Here is a 17937-nt window from a genome sequence, read left to right as displayed (position 1 = left end):
CTCGTGCTGCCGATCGACGCGGCGGCGCACAGCAGTCGCTGGCGCCGCCGTCATCCGGTGGACAAGGCCGTCCTCGGGCTGGGTCTCACCGTGCTCGCGATCTCGCTGCCGCCCTGGCCGGGCGCCGCCCTGGTGCTCCTGACGTCCCTCGTGGTGCTGCTGGGACCGGCGGGCGTGCCGGGCCGGCGGCTGTGGCGTGCGTATCGCGTGCCGCTGGGCTTCTGCGTGACCGGCGCGGTCACCCTGCTCGTCCAGGTGGGCGGGCCGGAGGGCTTCGTGTCCCTCGCGGACGACGGTCCGCTGCGGGCCGGGGAACTGCTGCTGCGCACCTCGGCGGCTTCCCTCGGGGTCTTGTTGTTCGCCTTCACCACCCCCATGTCCGACCTGCTGCCCCGCCTGGTCAAGGCGGGGGTGCCCGCACCCGTCGTGGACGTCGCCCTCGTGACGTACCGCATGAGCTTCCTGCTCCTGGACTCCGTGCGCCGCATCCGGGACGCCCAGGCCGCCCGGCTGGGGCACACGAGCCGGGCCGCGGAGTGGCGTTCCCTGGCCGGCCTCGGCGCCACCGCCTTTGTACGGGCCTTCGACCGGGCCACCCGGCTCCAGGCCGGGCTCGCCGGGCGCGGCTACGACGGCACCCTGCGTGTCCTGGTGCCCGAGGCCCGCGTGTCCGTCCGCTTCACGGCCGCGAGTTGCGCCCTCCTCGCGGCGCTGGCCGCCCTCACCCTCGTACTGGAGAAGGCCCTGCCATGAGCGAGCCCACCGCCCTGGTCGCCCTGCGGGGCGCGTCCTACGCCTACGAGGACGGCCCCGTCGTGCTCAGCGGCCTCGACTTCGACGTGCGCGAGGGGCGCGCGCTGGCGCTGCTGGGCCGCAACGGCAGCGGCAAGACCACGCTGATGCGGCTGCTCAGCGGCGGGCTCAGGCCGCACGACGGCCGGTTGACGGTGCAGGGCACGCCGGTCACGTACGACCGCAAGGGGCTGACCCGGCTGCGGACGACCGTCCAGTTGGTGGTGCAGGACCCGGACGACCAGCTCTTCGCCGCGTCCGTCGCCCAGGACGTCTCCTTCGGCCCGCTGAACCTCGGCCTGTCCGACCCCGAGGTGCGGGTGCGGGTCGACGAGGCGCTCGCCGCACTGGACATCGGCGCGCTCGCCGACCGGCCCACGCATCTGCTGTCGTACGGGCAGCGCAAGCGCACGGCCATCGCCGGCGCGGTGGCGATGCGGCCGCGGGTGCTGATCCTGGACGAGCCGACCGCCGGGCTCGATCCGGACGGCCAGGAACGTCTGCTCGCCACCCTCGACGGGCTGCGCGCGAGCGGCACCACGGTGGTCATGGCCACCCACGACGTCGACCTCGCCCTGCGCTGGGCCGACGACGCGGCGCTCCTCACCCCGTCCGGCGCGCGCACCGGGCCGGCACCGGTGATGCTGGCCCGCACCGACCTCCTCCAGCAGGCCGGTCTGCGGCTGCCGTGGGGTGTCGCGGCGGCCCAGTTTCTGCGGTCGCAGGGCCTGTTGAGCGACACGTCCGCAGGCCCGCGCACCCCGGACGACCTGGCGGCGCTCGTCCCGGCACCGGAGTAGCGGCCGCCCCGGCACGACATATATGCCCACCAAGGGCATCAATGTCTTGAATGTTTCGCAGCTCCCTGTTGTATGGATTCACGACAACGGGAGTGAGGGAGCATGGCCAACGACATCGCGGACGCGGGCCCGCCGCAGTCCGCGGGCTTGAAGCCCAATGCGATCGGATTCGTCGACGCCCTCGTCATCGGGCTGAACGCCACCTCGCCCGCGTACTCGCTGGCCGCGGCCATCGGCCCGGTCGTGGCGCTCGTGGGTGTCTACGCCCCCGGCGTCATGCTCGCGTCGTTCGTCCCGATGCTGCTGATCGCCTCGGCGTTCTACTACCTCAACAGGGTCGACCAGGACTGCGGGACGACCTTCTCGTGGGTCACCCGGGCGATGGGCCCGTGGGCGGGCTGGCTCGGCGGCTGGGCCATCACGATGACCGGTGTCCTGGTGATCGGCTCGCTGGCGGACGTGGCGGTGACGTTCGCCCTGCTGGCCTTCGGTCTCGACAGCTGGGCCGAGAACGAGTTCGTGCGCCAGTTGCTCACGGTGCTGCTCATCATCGTGATGACGGCCGTGTGTGTCATCGGCACCGAGGTGTCGGCCCGGGTGCAGAACGTCCTCATCCTGGCGCAGGTCGCCTGTCTGATCGCGTTCGCCGTGGTGGCGCTCTACCGGGTCTACGCCGACACCGGCACCCTCGACTCCGTCGACCCGGCGTTCGGCTGGCTCGATCCCTTCGGGGCGGGCGGCGCCGGTCTGACTGCGGGCCTGCTGCTGGGCGTGTTCATCTACTGGGGCTGGGAGTCGGCGGTCAATCTCACCGAGGAGGTCGAGGACTCCGCCACCGCTCCGGGCAAGGCGGCCGTGTGGTCGACGGTCATCCTGCTGGTCACTTATGTGGCGGTCGCCTACGCGGTCGTCGCCTACGCCGGGCCGGCGTTCCTGTCCGAGAACGCCGCGGAGGAGGAGTTCATCTTCGCCATCCTCGCCGACGAGGCGATGGGCGGCTGGGACTGGGTGGTGCTGCTGGCGGTCTCCACCTCCGGGCTGGCCTCGACGCAGACGACGATCATCCCGGCCTCGCGCACGGCGCTGTCCATGGCCCGCCGGCGCGCGCTGCCGTCCCACTACGGGCACATCAGCCCGCGCTTCCGCACTCCCGACGTGAGCACGTGGTGGGTGGCCGGCATCGCCATCGCCTGGTATCTGGTCGTGCGTCAGATCAGCGAGAACGCCCTGTTCGACTCGCTGACCGCGCTGTCCCTGCTGATCGCGTTCTACTACGCGCTCACGGGCATCGCCTGCGCCGTCTACTACCGCCGCCATCTCACCGAGAGCGTGCACAACTTCCTGCTCATCGGGCTCGGCCCGGTGGTCGGTGCCGGACTGCTGGTCTGGCTGCTCGTCGAGTCGATCGGCGACATGGCCGATCCCGAGAACTCCTACAGCGGCGTCTCCTGGTTCGGCCTCGGCCCGCCGCTGGTCATCGGCATCGGCATCTTCCTCGCGGGTGTGCTCCTCATGGTCGTGTGGCGTCTGATGGCCCCCACCTTCTGGGCGGAACGCCCCGAGGTGGCCGACCCCGATCTCGTGCACGGCGACAAGGAGCACTGAAGATGTCGGTCGTTCTCGGATACGACGAGTCCCCGGGCGCCGTCCGCGCACTGCACGTCGCCATCGAGGTGTCGGCCGCGTTCGGCGAGCCGCTCGTGCTGGTCTACGGCGCCGCGGCGCCCGGCGCCCTCGGTGAGGAGTACACCGCGCACCGCGACGCCGTCCAGGAGGCCGGGCGCACCGCGCTCTCGCACGCCGTCGGAGTGGCCGACGAGGCCGGTGTGCCGACCACCGTGGAGGTCATCGACCAGAAGCCGGCCGAGGCGCTGATCGAGGCCGCGACGCGCCATGGGGCGAGGTTCATCGTGGTCGGCAGCTGGGGTGAGAGCCCGTTGCGCGGGGCCCTGCTGGGCTCCACACCCCACAAACTGCTGCATCTGTCCCGTACGCCGGTCCTGTGTGTGCCCACCGAACCGTGACCCACCGGGTTCAGGTCGCGGTGGCCGCTGCCGCGGCCTTGCCCGCCACCCGGCCCGAGAACAGGCAGCCGCCGAGGAAGGTGCCTTCCAGGGAGCGGTAGCCGTGGACCCCGCCTCCGCCGAAGCCGGCCACCTCTCCGGCCGCGTACAGACCGGAGATCGGGGTGCCGGAGGCGTCCAGGACGCGGCCGGAGAGGTCGGTCTGGAGGCCGCCGAGGGTCTTGCGGGTGAGGATGTTGAGGCGCACGGCGATCAGGGGGCCGGCGCTCGTGTCCAGGATCTTGTGGGCGGACGCGGTCCGGCTGAGCGTGTCACCCGGGTAGGCGAGCGCGTTGCGGATGCCCATGACCTGGACGTCCTTGGTGTAGGGGTTGTCGATCTCGCGGTCGCGGGCCTCGATCTGCCGCTTGAGGTCCGCGAGTTCGATGAGGTTGTCGCCGGTCAGCTTGTTCATGCCCGTGACGAGTTCGGGCAGGGTCTTGGCGACGACGAAGTCCTCGCCCTTCTCCTTGAACCGCTCGATCGGCTCCGGCGTCTGCCAGATGCGGGACAGCAGCATCCAGATGTTCTTCTCCGTCAGATCCGGGTTCTGCTCGGAGCCGGAGAGCGCGAACTCCTTCGCGATGATCTTCTGGGTCGTGACGAACCAGGAGTAGTCGTAGCCGCTGTCACTGATCGACTTGAGGGTGTGCAGGGTGTCGTAGCCCGGGATGTCGGGGCTGGAGAAGCGCTTGCCCTCGGCGTCGAACCACATGGAGGACGGGCCGGGCAGGATGCGGATGCCGTGGCCGGGCCAGATCGGGTCGTAGTTCTTCAGGCCCTCCGTGTAGTGCCACATCCGGTCGGGGTTGACGATCCGTCCGCCCGCCTTCTCGGTGATCGCCAGCATTCTGCCGTCCACGTGCGCGGGCACGCCGGTGATCATGGACTTGGGTGGGGTGCCGAGCCGGGCGGGCCAGTTCTTGCGCACCAGGTCGTGGTTGGCGCCGATGCCGCCGGAGGTGACGATCACGACGGGGGCGTTCAGCTCGAAGTCGCCGACGACGGTACGGGAGCTGGGCTTGCCGCGCCCGGCGCTGCTCGGCTCCAGGACGGCGCCGCGTACGCCGGTGACGGCACCGCCCGTGACGATCAACTCGTCGACTCTGTGGCGGAACTTGAAGGTCACGAGCCCGTCCTTCACGGCCGCCCGGACCTTCTTCTCGAACGGCTCGACCACGGCCGGTCCGGTGCCCCACGTGACATGGAAGCGCGGGACCGAGTTGCCGTGCCCGTCCGCGAGGCCGCCGCCGCGCTCGGCCCAGCCGACGATCGGGAACCACTGCATGCCGAGCCCGGCCAGCCAGGACCGCTTCTCCTCGGAGGCGAAGTCCACATACGCCTCGGCCCACTTGTAGGCCCAGTGGTCCTGGCCCGACGGGTCCAGGATCCCGCGGTCGAAGCCTGCCGTGCCCAGCCAGTCCTGCCAGGCCAGCTCGTGCGAGTCCTTGATGCCCATCAGCCGCTGCTCGGCGGAGTCGACGAGGAAGAGTCCGCCGAAGGACCAGAACGCCTGCCCGCCGAGACTGGCCTCCGGCTCCTGGTCCAGGAGCAGCACCTTGCGTCCCGCCGCCGCCAGTTCGGCCGTGGCGACCAGTCCGGCGAGGCCGTGGCCGACCACGATGGCGTCCGCGTCCGACGAGCCGGCCGAGGCCGCGAAGGCCGGGAACGTGGCCTGCGCGAGGGCGGCACCGGCGAGCACGCCGCCGGCGACGGTGAGGGCACGGCGGCGGGTGATCGCGGCAGGGGTTGACGAGTTCTCCATGGGCTGCCTTCCGGGGAGCTGCGCAAGGGGCGGGAGACACACGAGAGGCCGCTGCGAGAGCGGGTGTTACCGACGGTAGCCCAGGGGGTGTCGAGGTCGCCAGATGCTGCAACCGTGAACTTTTCTCATGTTTTCAAGTCGCCGAGTCCCCGCCCTCTCACGCCCCCGGCTCCCCCCGCCGTCAATCCCGATGGATGCGATCCACGAGGATGTCGATCACCAGCGGCGTCCGGGGCCCGTACCCCAGCAGCACCCCGTCCTCCATGTCCACGACCCGCCGGTCCATCCCCGCCGGCGTCTCGCCGATCCCGGGGATCTTCACCAGGCCGTCGACACCGCCCACGGACTCCAAACCCTTGGTCATCATGAGGATCACATCGGGCTGAGCCCGCACCAGCGCCTCACTGGTGATCGGCGTGAACGGCTTGTCCAGGCCCGCCTCCTTGCCCGCATCCACCGCCCCCGCGGCCTCGATCAGCGAGTCGGCGCCCGAACCCTTTCCGCCGATCAGATAGACGGCGGCGCTGCCGCGCAGGTAGAGGAAGGCGACCTTGGGCCTGCTGCCCTCGGGCACGGTGGCGCGTGCCGCGGCGAGTTCGCCGCGCATGCGCTCATCGAGGGCCTTGCCGGCCCCGGGCACACCGAGGGCCTCGGCGATGCGGGTGGTCCGTGTGGTGACGTCGGCGAGTTCGTCGGCCGGGTCGAGTACGACGACCGGGACGCCGGCGTCGCGGATCTGGTCGATGGCCTCCTTCGGACCCGTGTCGGTGTCGGCCAGCACGACCGTGGGCCGCAGCGACAGCACGCTCTCAGCGCTGACATCGTGCGCCTTGGTGACCTGCGGGAGCCGCTTCGCCTCCGCGAAGGTGGCGGTGATGTCCCGGCCGACGACCCGGTCACCGAGACCCAGCGTGAACACGATCTCCGCGACGCCGCCGTTGAGCGGCAGGATCCGCGAGGCGTCCTCGACGGTCACCTCGCGCCCGTCCGAGGAGTCGACGGTGACCGGCAACTCGGGCGTGGGCGGCTCGCCTTCGAGGGGAACGAGGGTGTTCCTCGCGAGCTGCCGCTCGGCCGCAACGGCGCGCTCACCCACTGAGGCCTCGGAGGCAGCGGACGGATCGGAACCGCCCGACGCTCCCCCACTCCCACCACAGGCACCCGTCAGCAGGGCCAGCGTCAGACCGAGGGCGGCGAGGCGTCTCCGGGATGCGCGCATGGGTTTCCTTTCCTCTCTTCTGGCACACAGTTGAGCAGTAGTTTAGGTTAGGCTTCCCTTAGTTATCACTGGTGGGGGTGTTCCATGGCGTGGGCAATTCGCCTGCACCGCAAGGGAGTTGGACCGATCCTCGGATTGACGGGCGCGACCGTCCTGCTGCTTCAGACCGCCGTGCCGGCCTCTGCGGCGGGCGGCTCGGCGACGGGCCCCGAGGGTCAGAAGCTCACCGTCTCCAAGTCCTCCGGTCTGTCCCCGGACGGCGAGACGGTGACCGTGACGGGCTCCGGCTACAACACCGAGAAGGGCATCTACGTCGCCTTCTGCGTGGACAACGGCGCCGGGAAGACCCCCACGCCCTGCGTGGGCGGAGTGGACATGTCCGGCGAGTCCGGGGCGTCCGTGTGGGTCTCCTCCAACCCGCCGTCGTACGGCGAGGGGTTGGCGAAACCGTACGAAGGCAGCGGCCACAAGGGCTCGTTCAGCGTGCGGCTCACCGTGCGCGCCAAGGACGCGAACACCGACTGCACGAAGTCCGGCGTGAAATGCGCGGTCATCACCCGCAACGACCACACCCGGGGCGGTGACCAGAGCCAGACGGTCCGGATCCCGGTGACCTTCGGCGGCACCGGCGGGGGCGCGCCGAGCGGCGACGGCGCCCCGGCGACACCGACCGCGACGGCCGGCGCGAGCACGACCGGCGGTGGTTCGGGCAGTTCGAGTGACGGCGGCGGTGATGAGAAGGCGAGCGACGGGCCGCTCGCGAGCACCGGTTCCGTCGCCCTGACGGCCGGGGTGACGGCGGCGGGCCTGGTCGCGGCCGGTACGGGCGCGTGGCTCTGGGCACGCAGGCGGCGGGCGGCGAACGCGGGCTGAGTCCCACTCGCCGGCCCGCTCCAACCCTCAACCGCACACTTCAGAAGGGGACTTGACGATGGCCAGGAGACCCGGCGCCGTCGCCGTGACAGGCGGCGCCCTGCTCGCATTACTGTGCCCGGGCGCGGCGACTGCACAGGACGGAGACGTGGCCGCCCGCACGGTCTCCGGCGGCTACGCGAGCTGGAGCACCGCCGCCGCCGAACTGGCCGACCTGGGCGTGCGGCTCGACGTGGCCGAACCCGCCGTACGGGGAGGTCCGGAGCGCGCCTGGTTCCCCGCCACCGGTGGTGGCACCGACCCCGACGGCGCGGACGCGGCGATCGACCTGGGCGGCACCGCCCGACTCACCGGCGCCGCACCGTCATTGACCCTCGCCGGACTGCGACTGGACCTGGCCGGCGACACCGGCACCCTCTCCGCGCGCACGGCACTGCGGGGCGAGGCGCGCGAGCTAGCCCTCGCCGACCTCACGACCGGCGCCGAACCCGTCGTACGGGCAAGCGGCGTGACCTGGACCGGGCTGCGCGCGTCGCTCACGCCGGACGGGGCGGCCCTGCTGGCCGAATGGAGCGGCGTCCGGTTCGCGGCGGGCGACGCGCTGGGCGTGCTGGACGTGACGGTGGGCACCGCGGGCGCGCAGGAGGGCGGGGAGACACCGCAGCCGACGCCGACTCCGACGCCGTACCCCTCGGAGGAGAAACAGTCGGAGGAGAAACAGGGGGAGCAACAAGAGGAGAACCCGGCGACGGGCGACCCCACGCGACCGGCGGCGCCCACGGCCACCGTCAGCCACCCCGAGCTCACCGCGGGAACCGAACAGCACGTCACCGGCGCCGGGTTCGAGCCGGGCGAGGTCGTCCTCGTGGCGATCGACGAGGACACCCGGTACCAGGCGGTGGCCGACGGGACGGGGCGGATCGCCCGGACGTTCCCCGTGTACGCCACGGCCACCGAGGGCGCCCACACGGTCGAGCTCTCCACGGTCACCGGGAAGCACAGGGCCGTTGTGGAGTTCGGTGTGCGGGTGGCCTCGTAGGTCTGCCCACATCATTTGCCCAAATCCCTTGCTTACAGCGCCAGTTGGGGTGGCGGCCCCCGTTGACAAACAAACCGCGTTAGTACTTAGGTTTGCCTTACCTAACCAAGCGATGGGTTCCTCGCTCACACCGAGGCACCCGCACCGAGAAGGGCCCACAGCCGACCATGAGACCCGTTCCCTCCGCCCGTACCGCCGCCCGCGCCACGCTCGCCGTAGCCGCCTCCGCCGCCCTGACTCTGGGCCTCGCCGGCTCGGCCTCCGCCGCCACCTCGACCCGCACGGTCACCGACGGCGGCACGACGTACAACCTGTCGCTCACCGCGCCCGGCACGGCCGCCGCCGCGGGCCAGGTCATCACCGTCTCCGGCTCCGGCTACAACACCGGCCAGGGCGTCTACGTCAGCCTGTGCGTGGTCGACGGGGCGCAGGGCGCGAACAAGCCCACCCCGTGTCTGGGCGGCCAGGACGAGAGCGGCTCCACCGGCGCCTCGCACTGGGTCAACAACACCTTCGGCGGCATGTTCGCCAACAGCTCCAAGTTCGGCGCGGGCGGCACCTTCAGTGTGCAGATCTTCGTGAAGGCCACGCTCGACGACGGCAGCGTCTGCGGCGAGGACGTCGAGTGCGCCGTCGTGACACGCGCGGACCACTTCGACAGCGCGGACCGCAAGTACGACGTCCACGTCCCGATCACCTTCCAGTGACGGTGTGACGGGAGGAACCCCCATGCAGCACAGACGACCGGCGGCGCTCCTGGGCGCCGCCGCGCTCGTGGCCACGGCCATCACGATCGGCTCCGCCGCACAGGCCTCCGACACCCCGAGGACCGCTCTCGGCAAGGACGGCCAGAAACTCACCGTCTCCGCCTCCGCGGGCATCGACCCGGACGGCGAGACGCTCCGCGTCACCGGCACCGGCTACGACGCGGCCAAGGCCGTCTACGTCGCCCTGTGCAAGGACAACGGAGACAACCGCGTCCCCAGCCCGTGCCTCGGCGGCGCCGACCAGACGGGCACCGGCAGTTCCTCGCAGTGGATCGTCCCCGAGGGTGACGAGTACGCGGGAGACCTGGCCGTGACGTGGGGCGAGGGCGGCACCTTCGACGTCGAGATCGGCGTCAAGGCCAAGGACGCGAGCCTCGACTGCACCAGGGTCACCTGCTCCGTCGTCACCCGCGTCGACCACCGCAACCCCGGCGACCGCTCCCAGGACGTCCGCATCCCCGTCACCTTCGAGGGCCAGGACCCCGGAGACGGGGGCGACGGCGGAGACGGTGTGGACGTGCCGCCGGGCACCGTCGGCTACGTACGGGCGGCCGAGTTCACCACCGCGGGCCGGCCACTGGACCTGCTGCTGCACCCCGACTCCGGGAAGCTGTACGTCGGTTCGGACAACATCCCCGACACCGCGGACATCGCCGAGCAGGGCCTCTACGCCCTCGACCCGAAGGACGGCAAGCTCCTCAGCCACGTCCAGCAGGCCCCCGGCTCCACCGGCGCGCTCGCGGCCCGTGTGGTCCGCTGGGTCGCCGCCCCGCTGGCCGGCGACGGCGTCGTCTTCCACTACCCGCTGCGTGGCATCGGCACCGCGAAGGACGGCGACACGGCCGCGAAGGGCGTCTGGCTGACCGGCGGCCCGGTCACCGGCGTCGGCCCCGGGACCGAGGCGACCACGACACTCGTCGCCCAGGGCGCCGTCCTCTCCGAGGTCGAGACCGCCACCGGCAAGATCAGGAAGACGGCCACCCTGGAGGGCGGCGGCATCCTCGGGGTGGACGCCGCGCGCGGCACCGCCTGGTCGGCCGACTCCGCGGGCGGAAAGCTGTACCGCATCGACACCGGCACCCTCGCGGTCACCGCCACCGTCGAACTCCCGGCAGCCGCCGTGTACTTCGTCGAGACGGACCCGGCGACCGGCAATGTGTGGGTGGGCAGCTCGTACGACGTGCTCGTCCTCGACAAGGACGGCAAGCCCCTGGCCAAGCTGACCGGCAAGGACCGGGCCACGGCCATGGCCTTCGACAGGACAGCCGGTGAGGCCTACGTCCTGCGCGAGGACTGGGGCACCGCCGAGGACGGCGCGGACAACGTCGGCGCCCTGGAGATCCACGACAGCGCCACCGCCGAGCAGGCGGCCGAGCCCGTCGCCCTGCCCGGCAGCCGCGCCGGCGCCTACGCGGGCGTAGCCGTAACCCCCGGCGCCACGTCCGTCTACGTCACGAACCAGGCCGAGAGCAAGGTCGTCAAGCTCGACCGCCGGGTCTCCCCGAAGGTCGTGCAGTCCCCCACCGACCAGTCCGTCGCGCCCGGCGACAAGGTCACCTTCGTCGCCGGCGCCGAGGGTGCCCCGGAGCCCACCGTCCGCTGGCAGGTCAGCCCGGACGGCGGCCAGACCTGGTCGGCGGTCGAGAGCGCGACCCGGAACGCGTACTCCTTCACCGCGAAAGCCGCGCAGGGCGGCTACCGCTACCGCGCCGAGTTCACCAACCCGGCCGGCACCACCCGCACTTCACCGATCACCCTCACGGTCACGGAGCCCGACGACGGGGGCGACGGAGGCGACGGGGGCAACGACGGTGACGGGAACACAAAGCCCTCCGGCACCAGCACCGTCACCGGCCCCAACGGCCAGAAGCTCACCGTCACCCCGGTCAACAACCTCGCCACCGAGAACCAGACCCTGAAGGTCACCGGATCCGGATACGACCCGAGGAAGGGCATCTACGTCGCCCTGTGCGTCGACAACGGCGACGGCGAACTGCCCACGCCCTGCATCGGCGGCGTCGACATGACCGGCGGCTCGCACTCCTCCGCATGGATCTCCTCCGACCCGCCGGACTACGGCGAGGACCTGGCGATCCCGTACGGAGCGGGCGGCACCTTCGAGGTCGAGCTGACCGTCGACGCCGAGGACGAGTACACCGACTGCTTCAAGGCCACCTGCGTCCTGGCCACCCGCAACGACCACACCCTCTCCGGCGACCGCTCCCAGGACGTGAGGGTCCCGGTCGGCTTCGTCGGGCAGGACCCGGTGGACACCGACGACGACACCGGCGGCACGGGCGGGAACGGCGGCTCCGGCACGAGCACGACGGGCGGCGGCACCGGCGACGGCACGGGTACGACGTCCACCACGGGCGGCGGTTCCGGCGGCACCGGCACCTCGACCGCGGGCGGCAGCCTCGCCTCGACCGGCGTGAACGTGCTCTCCGTCGCCGCGCTCGCGGCCGCGCTGCTCGCCGCCGGCTGGGCGGCTTGTCGCAAGGGCCGCAAGGCCGCCTGACGACATGGCGGGCGGGGTCACCGTGCCCCGCCCGCAGGCAGAGCCGTCACACCGTCCGGCCCGCCACCACCCACTTCGACGGCAGCTCGATCCGCGCGCCGTCGGTCCCGTACTCCGTGGTGATCAGCGGCAGTTCGCCGCTCGCGAGGACGCTGAGGCCGGCCGCGCGCAGATACTCGGGCACGGAGGCGTCGGCGACCTCGCCGGGGGCGATGCCGTGCCGGAAGATCGGCGCGAGCTTGGGCGGCGGGCCGGACGGACTCTGCGCGAGGCCCATGAGGACCGGCTTCGCGGACTCGGAGAGTTCGACGAGGAAGGCCCGGCCGCGCTCACCGACCAGCGTGGCGATCCCGTTCACCATCAGCTGCCGGTCGTCGGGCTCGGCCTGATGCAGCACGCCCCGCATGTAGATGTTGGCGTCGCCGAGTTCCGCGTGCAGCGTCTCGGCCTCGGCCTTCTCCACCGCGTCGAACAGCCGGTACGTCGCCTGCCCGGCGGGGTCGGCCCGCCGGGCGTGGTCCAGAGCGGCGGCGGACAGCTCGACGCCGAGGACGCGCGGGAAGCGTTCGGCGAGGAAACGCGTCTGAGTGCCGTTGCCACAGCCCAGGTCCACCAGCGGCAGGCCCGGATCGGTCAGGTGCGCCTCGAAGAGGGCCAGGTGGCGGCCGGCGGTCAGGGCAGGCTCGGCATCCCAGAACACCGCGCCCTGTTCATCGCTCGCTTCACGCCAGAAGCCCTCCCAGGCCTGACGGTATCGACTCGTCACGCTCATCTGCCCAGCTCCCCAGGTTGCGACGCCGACCCGTCGTCAAGTGACGGGCGAGTACGGTCTATCGCGGCCCGGTGACGGCTACAAGCGCGTGGCGCATTCCTTCACTCCGCATTCGAGACTCGTGCGCCGTCGTGCGCCCGCGGGGGCACGAGGGTCAGCGTCGCGGGAGTGTGAGTTCGAACCAGACGGCCTTTCCGGCGCTCGTGCGGCTGGTGCCCCACTCGCGGGCGAGCACGCTCACCACACGCAGCCCGCGTCCGGTCTCGTCCTCCGGACCGGCGTTGAGCAGGGTCGGCAGTTCATGGTCGTCGTCGTCCACCTCGCACAGCAGCGTCTCACCGCGCACGAGCCGCAGCTCGACGGGGCGGCTGTGGGAGTGCCGTACGGCGTTGGTGACGAGCTCGCTGACCAGCAGCTCGGCGCTGTCGGCGAGGCGCGACAGGCCCCAGTCGTGCAGCTGTTCACGGACGACGGCGCGGGCCCGGCCGACCTCCGCCGGGTCGAGGACGAGCCGCCATTCGGCGACGTCCTCGGGCTCGATGCCGTTGAGGCGGGCCATCAGCAGGGCGACGTCGTCCTTGCGGCCGCCGCGTGTGTTGAGGGCGCGGATGATCGTGTCGCAGGCGTCGTCCATGGACGCGGCCGGGTGAGCGGCGGACTCGCACAGCGTCGCGAGCCCGACACCGATGTCTTCACCGCGCACCTCGACCAGTCCGTCGGTGCACATCACGATCCGGTCGCCGGGCCGCACGCGCACGCGTACCGCCTCGAAGGGCACCCCTCCGACGCCGATCGGCGCGCCCGTGGGCAGGTCGAGCAGCTCGCTGTGCCCGTTGTCGGCGCGGACCAGGACGGGCGGGATGTGGCCGGCGTTGGCGATGTGGAGCTCGCCGGCGATCGGGTCGTAGACGGCGTACAGGCAGGTCGCGAGGTAGGTGTCGCCGAGGCGCTGGGCGAGGTCGTCGAGGTTGCGCAGCAGCTGGGCGGGCGGCAGATCGAGAGCGGCCATGGTCTGCACGGCCGTACGCAACTGGCCCATCATGGCCGCCGAGTTGAGGCCGTGCCCCATGACGTCGCCGACGACCAGGGCGGTGCGGGCGCCGGGCAGTTTGACGGAGTCGAACCAGTCGCCGCCGACCCGGCCGAGGAGGGTGCCCGGCAGATAGCGGGTGGCGATGTCGCAGCCCGCCATGCGCGGCGGGATGTGCGGCAGCATGCTGTCCTGGAGGGTCTCGGCGACGCTCTCCTGGTACGTGTACATGCGCGCGTTGTCGAGCACGAGGCCCGCGCGGGCGGCGAGTTCGGCGCCGGTGACCCGGTCCATGTCGTTGAACTCGACGCGCTCGGGGTGGCGCAGCAGGATCATGAAGCCCAGCACCACGTCGCGGGCCTTGAGCGGCACGACCAGCATGGAGCGGCCCGTGATGAGCGGCCGGATGTCCCGCTTCTCGAACTGCGAGGCGATGGCGTGCCCCAGCTGCTCGCTGATGCGCGGCACGAGCACGGGGTCGCCGGAGGTCATGCACTGGAAGAACGGCGTGTGCGCCGGGAAGGGCATGGCCTCGCCGACCGGCACGACGTCCTCCCAGCGGCCGGGTTCGTCGGTGTGCTCGAGGGCGACCCGGTGCCACATGGTGGTCGTGTCCGGTACGCCTTCGGGGAATCCCTCGCCGGCGACGACCTGTTCGCGCAGATAGGTGCCGGCTACGTCGGTGAAGCGGGGCACGACGGCCTTGCTGACCTCGACAATGGTCCGTGACAGGTCGAGGGAGGTGCCGATACGGCCGCTGACCTCGTTGAGGAACTCCAGACGTTCGCGTACGGCGGCGTACTCGAGGTCCTCCGCCTCGTCGGTGTACTCCTGCGGTAACGGCAGGCCCTGAGCGGCGGCCCGGGCGGCCCGCTCGCGGCGCGCCCTGCGCTCGACACGCCGGGGCACACCCCAGTCGGGGGTGACGGGAACCCGGTCGTTCTGACTGAACTCCAGGACCGGATAGCCGAGTTCGAGGATCTGGCCGACGATACGGGCACTCTCCTCGACGCTCATGCTCGGCAGGATCTCGGGGAGCCCGCGGGCGAGTTCCTCGGCGCCGGGGAAGTCGGTGTGCAGGGCGAATGCGGGTGCGACGCGCTCGTAGCCGGTGTCCTCTTCCTGGGCCTCCTGCTGGAGCCGGCCCACGTCGGCGCCCAGCACGAGCAGCCGCTCCGGGCCGGGTCCCACCAGCGGGTAGGCCCACCACAGGACGTCGACTCGATCGCTCCCCCACCCTTCGGGCGGGGGGACCCCCATCTCGCTTCGCTCGGGCACGGTGAGGCGGGCGCGTCCCGCGGCGGGGTAGTACAGCCGCCCGTCGAGGGAGGTCTCAAGATCGTGGCCGAGACCGTCGTAGGCCGAGTAGGCGCCGTACAGCGAGACGTCGTCGTCCTCGGGCAGCGCGCCGGAGACGGGCAGCAGGTCGACGGCCGCGCGTCCGATCGCCTCCTCCTTGGCGGCGCCGAACAGACGGCGTGCGCCGGAGCTCCAGTGCGAGACGAGGCCCTCGCGGTCGACGACGACCACGGCCAGTGGGATCCGTCCGGACGCGGCGTGTTCCGTCACCGCGCCGTCCCTTTCGGTGCCACGGTCCATGGCCCAGGCCCTCTCTCCCCACGGCTCCGCAAGATCTGCGCGCCCACACCACCGTACGGCTCCGGGCCGAAGTGATGTGCGGCAATACGGGAATTGATATGACGAGATCAAGACGGCCGGCGCAGGGGCCGAAAGGCCCACCCTCGCCGCGTCCCCGCAGGACAACCCCTGTGCCGGTGCGCCTGATCAGTCCTCGTGCCCGAGCTGAAGATCGCGTTCCGTACGGCCTCCGCCGGCGACCTGGAGCACGCTGGCGACCGGCGGGTAACCCGTGGCGATGACGGTGTACTCGCCGGTGGACAGGTCGACGAACCGGAAGGTCCCGTCGGGGCCCGTGGTGAGCGTGTCCATGACGTTGCCGGCGGCGTCGAGCAGGGTCACGCGCGCGTCCTCGACCGGGCGCCCCCCGCCTGCCCGCACGGTGCCCCGCAGCAGGGCGCCGCCGGCGAGTTCGATGTCCTGGCGCGTCTCGCGGGCCGCCTTGACGGTGACGGGGACGGCAGCCGGGCGGAAGGCCGACGCGCTCGCTGCGAGGGTGTACTCGCCGGCGACGAGTTCGGTGATGACGTAGCCGCCCTCGCGTCCGCTGCGGGTGGTGGCCACGACCTCGCCCTGCACGTTTGTGAGCGTGACCGTGGCGTCCACGGGCGTGCCGTCCGGGGTGAGCACCCTCCCCGCGAGGCGTCCGGCGCCGCCCAGGACGATGTCCAGGTCCACGGGGCGCTCTCCGACGGTCACGGTGACGGCCTGCGGCTGGTGGCCGCCCGCCGCGGCGATCATGACGTACGACCCCGGCCCCGGCGTCGCCAGCCCGTACCGCCCGTCGTCGCCGCTCGCGCCGCGCCCGACCTGCTGCCCGCCGATGTCGATGAGCGTGAGTGCCGCGCGCGGTACGACGGTCCCGTCGGGATGCTGCACCAGGCCGCGGACGGGAACTCCGGCGGCGTACTGCGAACGGGCGGGCGGGATCGGGGCGTTCACCGGCGCCGATTCCGTCTCCGGGGCCTGGGCGGTGTGGGACACCAGCGGTTTCTCCTTGAGGAAGAAGGCGATGAGCAGGCCCAGCACGAGCACCGGCACGAGGTAGAGGAAGATCCTCGGCATGGCGTCGGCGTAGGCCTGGATGTAGTCGTCTCGCAGCGCCGGGGGCAGGGTGTGGACCAGCTGCGGGGTGATCGACTCGGGGTCGGGCAGTTCGGCGCCCGCGCGTGTGGGGAGCCGTTCGGCCAGGGCGTCGGCGAGCCGGTCGGCGAAGAGGGTGCCGAAGATGGCGGCGCCGACGCTGCCGCCGATCTGCCGGAAGTAGTTGTTGGCGCTGGTGGCGGTGCCGAGGTCGGCGGGGCGCACGGAGTTCTGCACGGCGAGGATCAGGACCGGCATCACCATGCCGATGCCGGCGCCGAGCACGGCCATCCAGAGGCTGTAGTGCAGCCGGGGCGTGTCGGCTTCGAGGCGGGACAGCAGCCACATGCCGACGACCGAGAGTGCGCTGCCGAGCACGGTGTAGATCTTGTAGCGGCCGGTGAGGCTGATGAGTTGGCCGCACACGATCGAGGCGCCGACGATGCCGCCCATCATCGGCAGCATCAGCAGGCCCGACTCGGTGGCCGTGGCCCCGTCGACCATCTGCAGGTAGGTCGGCAGATAGCTGGCGGCGCCGAACAGTGCGACGCCGATCACCAGGCCGACCATGCCGGTCACGTTGAAGACGGAGTCCCTGAACAGCCGCAGCGGGATGAGGGGTTCGGCGGCGAAGTGCTCGGCGACGACGAAGAGAACCGTGGCGAGGGCCGCTCCCCCGGCGAGGCCGAGGATGACGCGGGAGTCCCAGGCGTACTCGATGCCGCCCCAACTGGTCAGCAGGACCAGGCAGGTGGAGGCGGCGGCGAGCAGCAGGGAGCCGAGGACGTCCAGCCGGGCCTTGGCCTTCGGCTTCGGCAGCTTCAGTACGACGGCCACGACGGCCAGGGTGACGAGGCCGAAGGGGACGTTGATGTAGAAGCACCAGCGCCAGGAGACGTGGTCCGTGAAGTAGCCGCCCAGCAGGGGGCCGGCGACCGAGGCGAGGCCGAACGCGGCGCCGATCAGGCCCATGAAGCGGCCGCGCTCCCTGGCCGGCACGATGTCCGCGATGATCGCCTGGACGCCGATCATGAGGCCGCCCGCGCCGACGCCCTGGACCGCGCGGTAGGCGATGAGCTGGTCCATGGTCTCGGCGCGCCCGGCGAGCGCGGAGCCGACGACGAAGACGACGATCGCGAACTGGAAGACGCCCTTGCGGCCGAGGAGGTCGCCGAGCTTGCCGTAGATCGGCAGTCCGACGGTGGCCGTGAGCAGGTAGGCGGTGATCGCCCAGGACATCTTGTCCAGGCCGTGCAGCTCGCCGACGATCTTCGGCAGCGCGGTGGCGACGATCATCTGCTCCAGCGCGGCCAGCAGCAGCGCGAGCATCAGTGCGAAGAAGACCAAGCGCACCCGGCGCGGGCTCAGTTGGGCCTCGGCGCCTTGGGGCGGAGCCTGTGGAGGTGGTGCGGTGACGGTTTCGTCCTGCACCAGAGTCGTGCCGCCCACGTACCGCTCCCCTCGCCGTACCTGCTCACATTTCCCGCATGAGAGCGACAACTACGAGCAAGCACGGCGAGTTACGGCACAGTCCCGGACACGGCGGAGATCCACTCGATCCGGTGAGGGGGCCAAGGG

At 71.6% G+C, this 17937-nt stretch carries 13 protein-coding genes; 8 read left to right on the top strand and 5 right to left on the bottom strand.

Going from position 1 to position 17937, the window contains the following annotated elements:
• Positions 1-3: 3 nt before the first annotated feature.
• The 4 genes from cbiQ to ACWGDB_RS14635 all read left to right on the top strand — a co-directional run bounded on the left by cbiQ (position 4) and on the right by ACWGDB_RS14635 (position 3616).
• Positions 4-753, top strand: a complete 750-nt coding sequence (gene cbiQ, locus ACWGDB_RS14650; protein ID WP_453822763.1) for a cobalt ECF transporter T component CbiQ — start codon at positions 4-6, stop codon at positions 751-753.
• Complete coding sequence (locus ACWGDB_RS14645; RefSeq protein WP_427839146.1) at positions 750-1592, top strand: ATP-binding cassette domain-containing protein; 843 nt, start codon at positions 750-752, stop codon at positions 1590-1592. Before cbiQ ends, ACWGDB_RS14645 begins: the two co-directional genes overlap by 4 nt.
• A 102-nt stretch (positions 1593-1694) precedes the next feature.
• Entirely contained in the window at positions 1695-3197 is a 1503-nt protein-coding gene (locus tag ACWGDB_RS14640; RefSeq protein ID WP_453822762.1) for an APC family permease, read from the top strand.
• 2 nt (positions 3198-3199) lie between these two features.
• On the top strand, positions 3200-3616 hold the full coding sequence (locus ACWGDB_RS14635; protein ID WP_453822761.1) for a universal stress protein: 417 nt from the start codon (positions 3200-3202) through the stop codon (positions 3614-3616).
• A 10-nt stretch (positions 3617-3626) separates the two neighbouring features.
• Here ACWGDB_RS14635 and ACWGDB_RS14630 read toward each other — a convergent pair whose 3' ends face one another.
• Positions 3627-5420 (bottom strand): FAD-binding dehydrogenase, encoded by a 1794-nt coding sequence (locus ACWGDB_RS14630; protein ID WP_453822760.1) that lies wholly within the window; start codon positions 5418-5420, stop codon positions 3627-3629.
• A 181-nt stretch (positions 5421-5601) separates the two neighbouring features.
• Complete coding sequence (locus tag ACWGDB_RS14625) at positions 5602-6639, bottom strand: heme/hemin ABC transporter substrate-binding protein (protein WP_453822759.1); 1038 nt, start codon at positions 6637-6639, stop codon at positions 5602-5604.
• Positions 6640-6723: 84 nt separating this feature from the next.
• Between ACWGDB_RS14625 and ACWGDB_RS14620 the strand changes: the two genes are divergently transcribed.
• From ACWGDB_RS14620 to ACWGDB_RS14605, 4 genes are all read left to right on the top strand, one after another.
• On the top strand, positions 6724-7512 hold the full coding sequence (locus tag ACWGDB_RS14620) for a hypothetical protein (protein ID WP_453822758.1): 789 nt from the start codon (positions 6724-6726) through the stop codon (positions 7510-7512).
• Positions 7513-7570: 58 nt separating this feature from the next.
• Positions 7571-8551 carry an HtaA domain-containing protein gene (locus ACWGDB_RS14615; RefSeq protein WP_453822757.1) on the top strand — a complete coding sequence of 327 codons (981 nt, stop codon included), beginning with the start codon at positions 7571-7573 and terminating at the stop codon, positions 8549-8551.
• Positions 8552-8718: 167 nt separating this feature from the next.
• Positions 8719-9258 carry a hypothetical protein gene (locus ACWGDB_RS14610; protein ID WP_453822756.1) on the top strand — a complete coding sequence of 180 codons (540 nt, stop codon included), beginning with the start codon at positions 8719-8721 and terminating at the stop codon, positions 9256-9258.
• A 22-nt stretch (positions 9259-9280) separates the two neighbouring features.
• Complete coding sequence (locus tag ACWGDB_RS14605) at positions 9281-11836, top strand: immunoglobulin I-set domain protein (protein WP_453822755.1); 2556 nt, start codon at positions 9281-9283, stop codon at positions 11834-11836.
• A gap of 46 nt (positions 11837-11882) precedes the next feature.
• Here ACWGDB_RS14605 and ACWGDB_RS14600 read toward each other — a convergent pair whose 3' ends face one another.
• From ACWGDB_RS14600 to ACWGDB_RS14590, 3 genes are all read right to left on the bottom strand, one after another.
• Positions 11883-12608 (bottom strand): class I SAM-dependent methyltransferase, encoded by a 726-nt coding sequence (locus ACWGDB_RS14600; protein WP_453822754.1) that lies wholly within the window; start codon positions 12606-12608, stop codon positions 11883-11885.
• Positions 12609-12762: 154 nt separating this feature from the next.
• Entirely contained in the window at positions 12763-15237 is a 2475-nt protein-coding gene (locus ACWGDB_RS14595) for a SpoIIE family protein phosphatase (RefSeq protein ID WP_453822752.1), read from the bottom strand.
• A 186-nt stretch (positions 15238-15423) separates the two neighbouring features.
• Positions 15424-17808, bottom strand: a complete 2385-nt coding sequence (locus ACWGDB_RS14590; protein ID WP_453822751.1) for an MFS transporter — start codon at positions 17806-17808, stop codon at positions 15424-15426.
• Between the last annotated feature and the right edge of the window lie 129 nt (positions 17809-17937).

This window comes from Streptomyces sp. NPDC055013 (genome assembly GCF_053608645.1).
This window is presented reverse-complemented; position numbering and strand designations above follow the sequence as displayed.

Bases quoted from the DNA above. Each gene is read 5' to 3' on its own strand.
- ACWGDB_RS14600 (WP_453822754.1), bottom strand. From the start codon at position 12,608: ATGAGCGTGACGAGTCGATACCGTCAGGCCTGGGAGGGCTTCTGGCGT.
- ACWGDB_RS14595 (WP_453822752.1), bottom strand. From the start codon at position 15,237: ATGGACCGTGGCACCGAAAGGGACGGCGCGGTGACGGAACACGCCGCG.
- ACWGDB_RS14645 (WP_427839146.1), top strand. From the start codon at position 750: ATGAGCGAGCCCACCGCCCTGGTCGCCCTGCGGGGCGCGTCCTACGCC.
- ACWGDB_RS14620 (WP_453822758.1), top strand. From the start codon at position 6,724: ATGGCGTGGGCAATTCGCCTGCACCGCAAGGGAGTTGGACCGATCCTC.
- ACWGDB_RS14610 (WP_453822756.1), top strand. From the start codon at position 8,719: ATGAGACCCGTTCCCTCCGCCCGTACCGCCGCCCGCGCCACGCTCGCC.
- ACWGDB_RS14615 (WP_453822757.1), top strand. From the start codon at position 7,571: ATGGCCAGGAGACCCGGCGCCGTCGCCGTGACAGGCGGCGCCCTGCTC.
- ACWGDB_RS14640 (WP_453822762.1), top strand. From the start codon at position 1,695: ATGGCCAACGACATCGCGGACGCGGGCCCGCCGCAGTCCGCGGGCTTG.
- ACWGDB_RS14630 (WP_453822760.1), bottom strand. From the start codon at position 5,420: ATGGAGAACTCGTCAACCCCTGCCGCGATCACCCGCCGCCGTGCCCTC.
- ACWGDB_RS14625 (WP_453822759.1), bottom strand. From the start codon at position 6,639: ATGCGCGCATCCCGGAGACGCCTCGCCGCCCTCGGTCTGACGCTGGCC.
- ACWGDB_RS14635 (WP_453822761.1), top strand. From the start codon at position 3,200: ATGTCGGTCGTTCTCGGATACGACGAGTCCCCGGGCGCCGTCCGCGCA.
- ACWGDB_RS14605 (WP_453822755.1), top strand. From the start codon at position 9,281: ATGCAGCACAGACGACCGGCGGCGCTCCTGGGCGCCGCCGCGCTCGTG.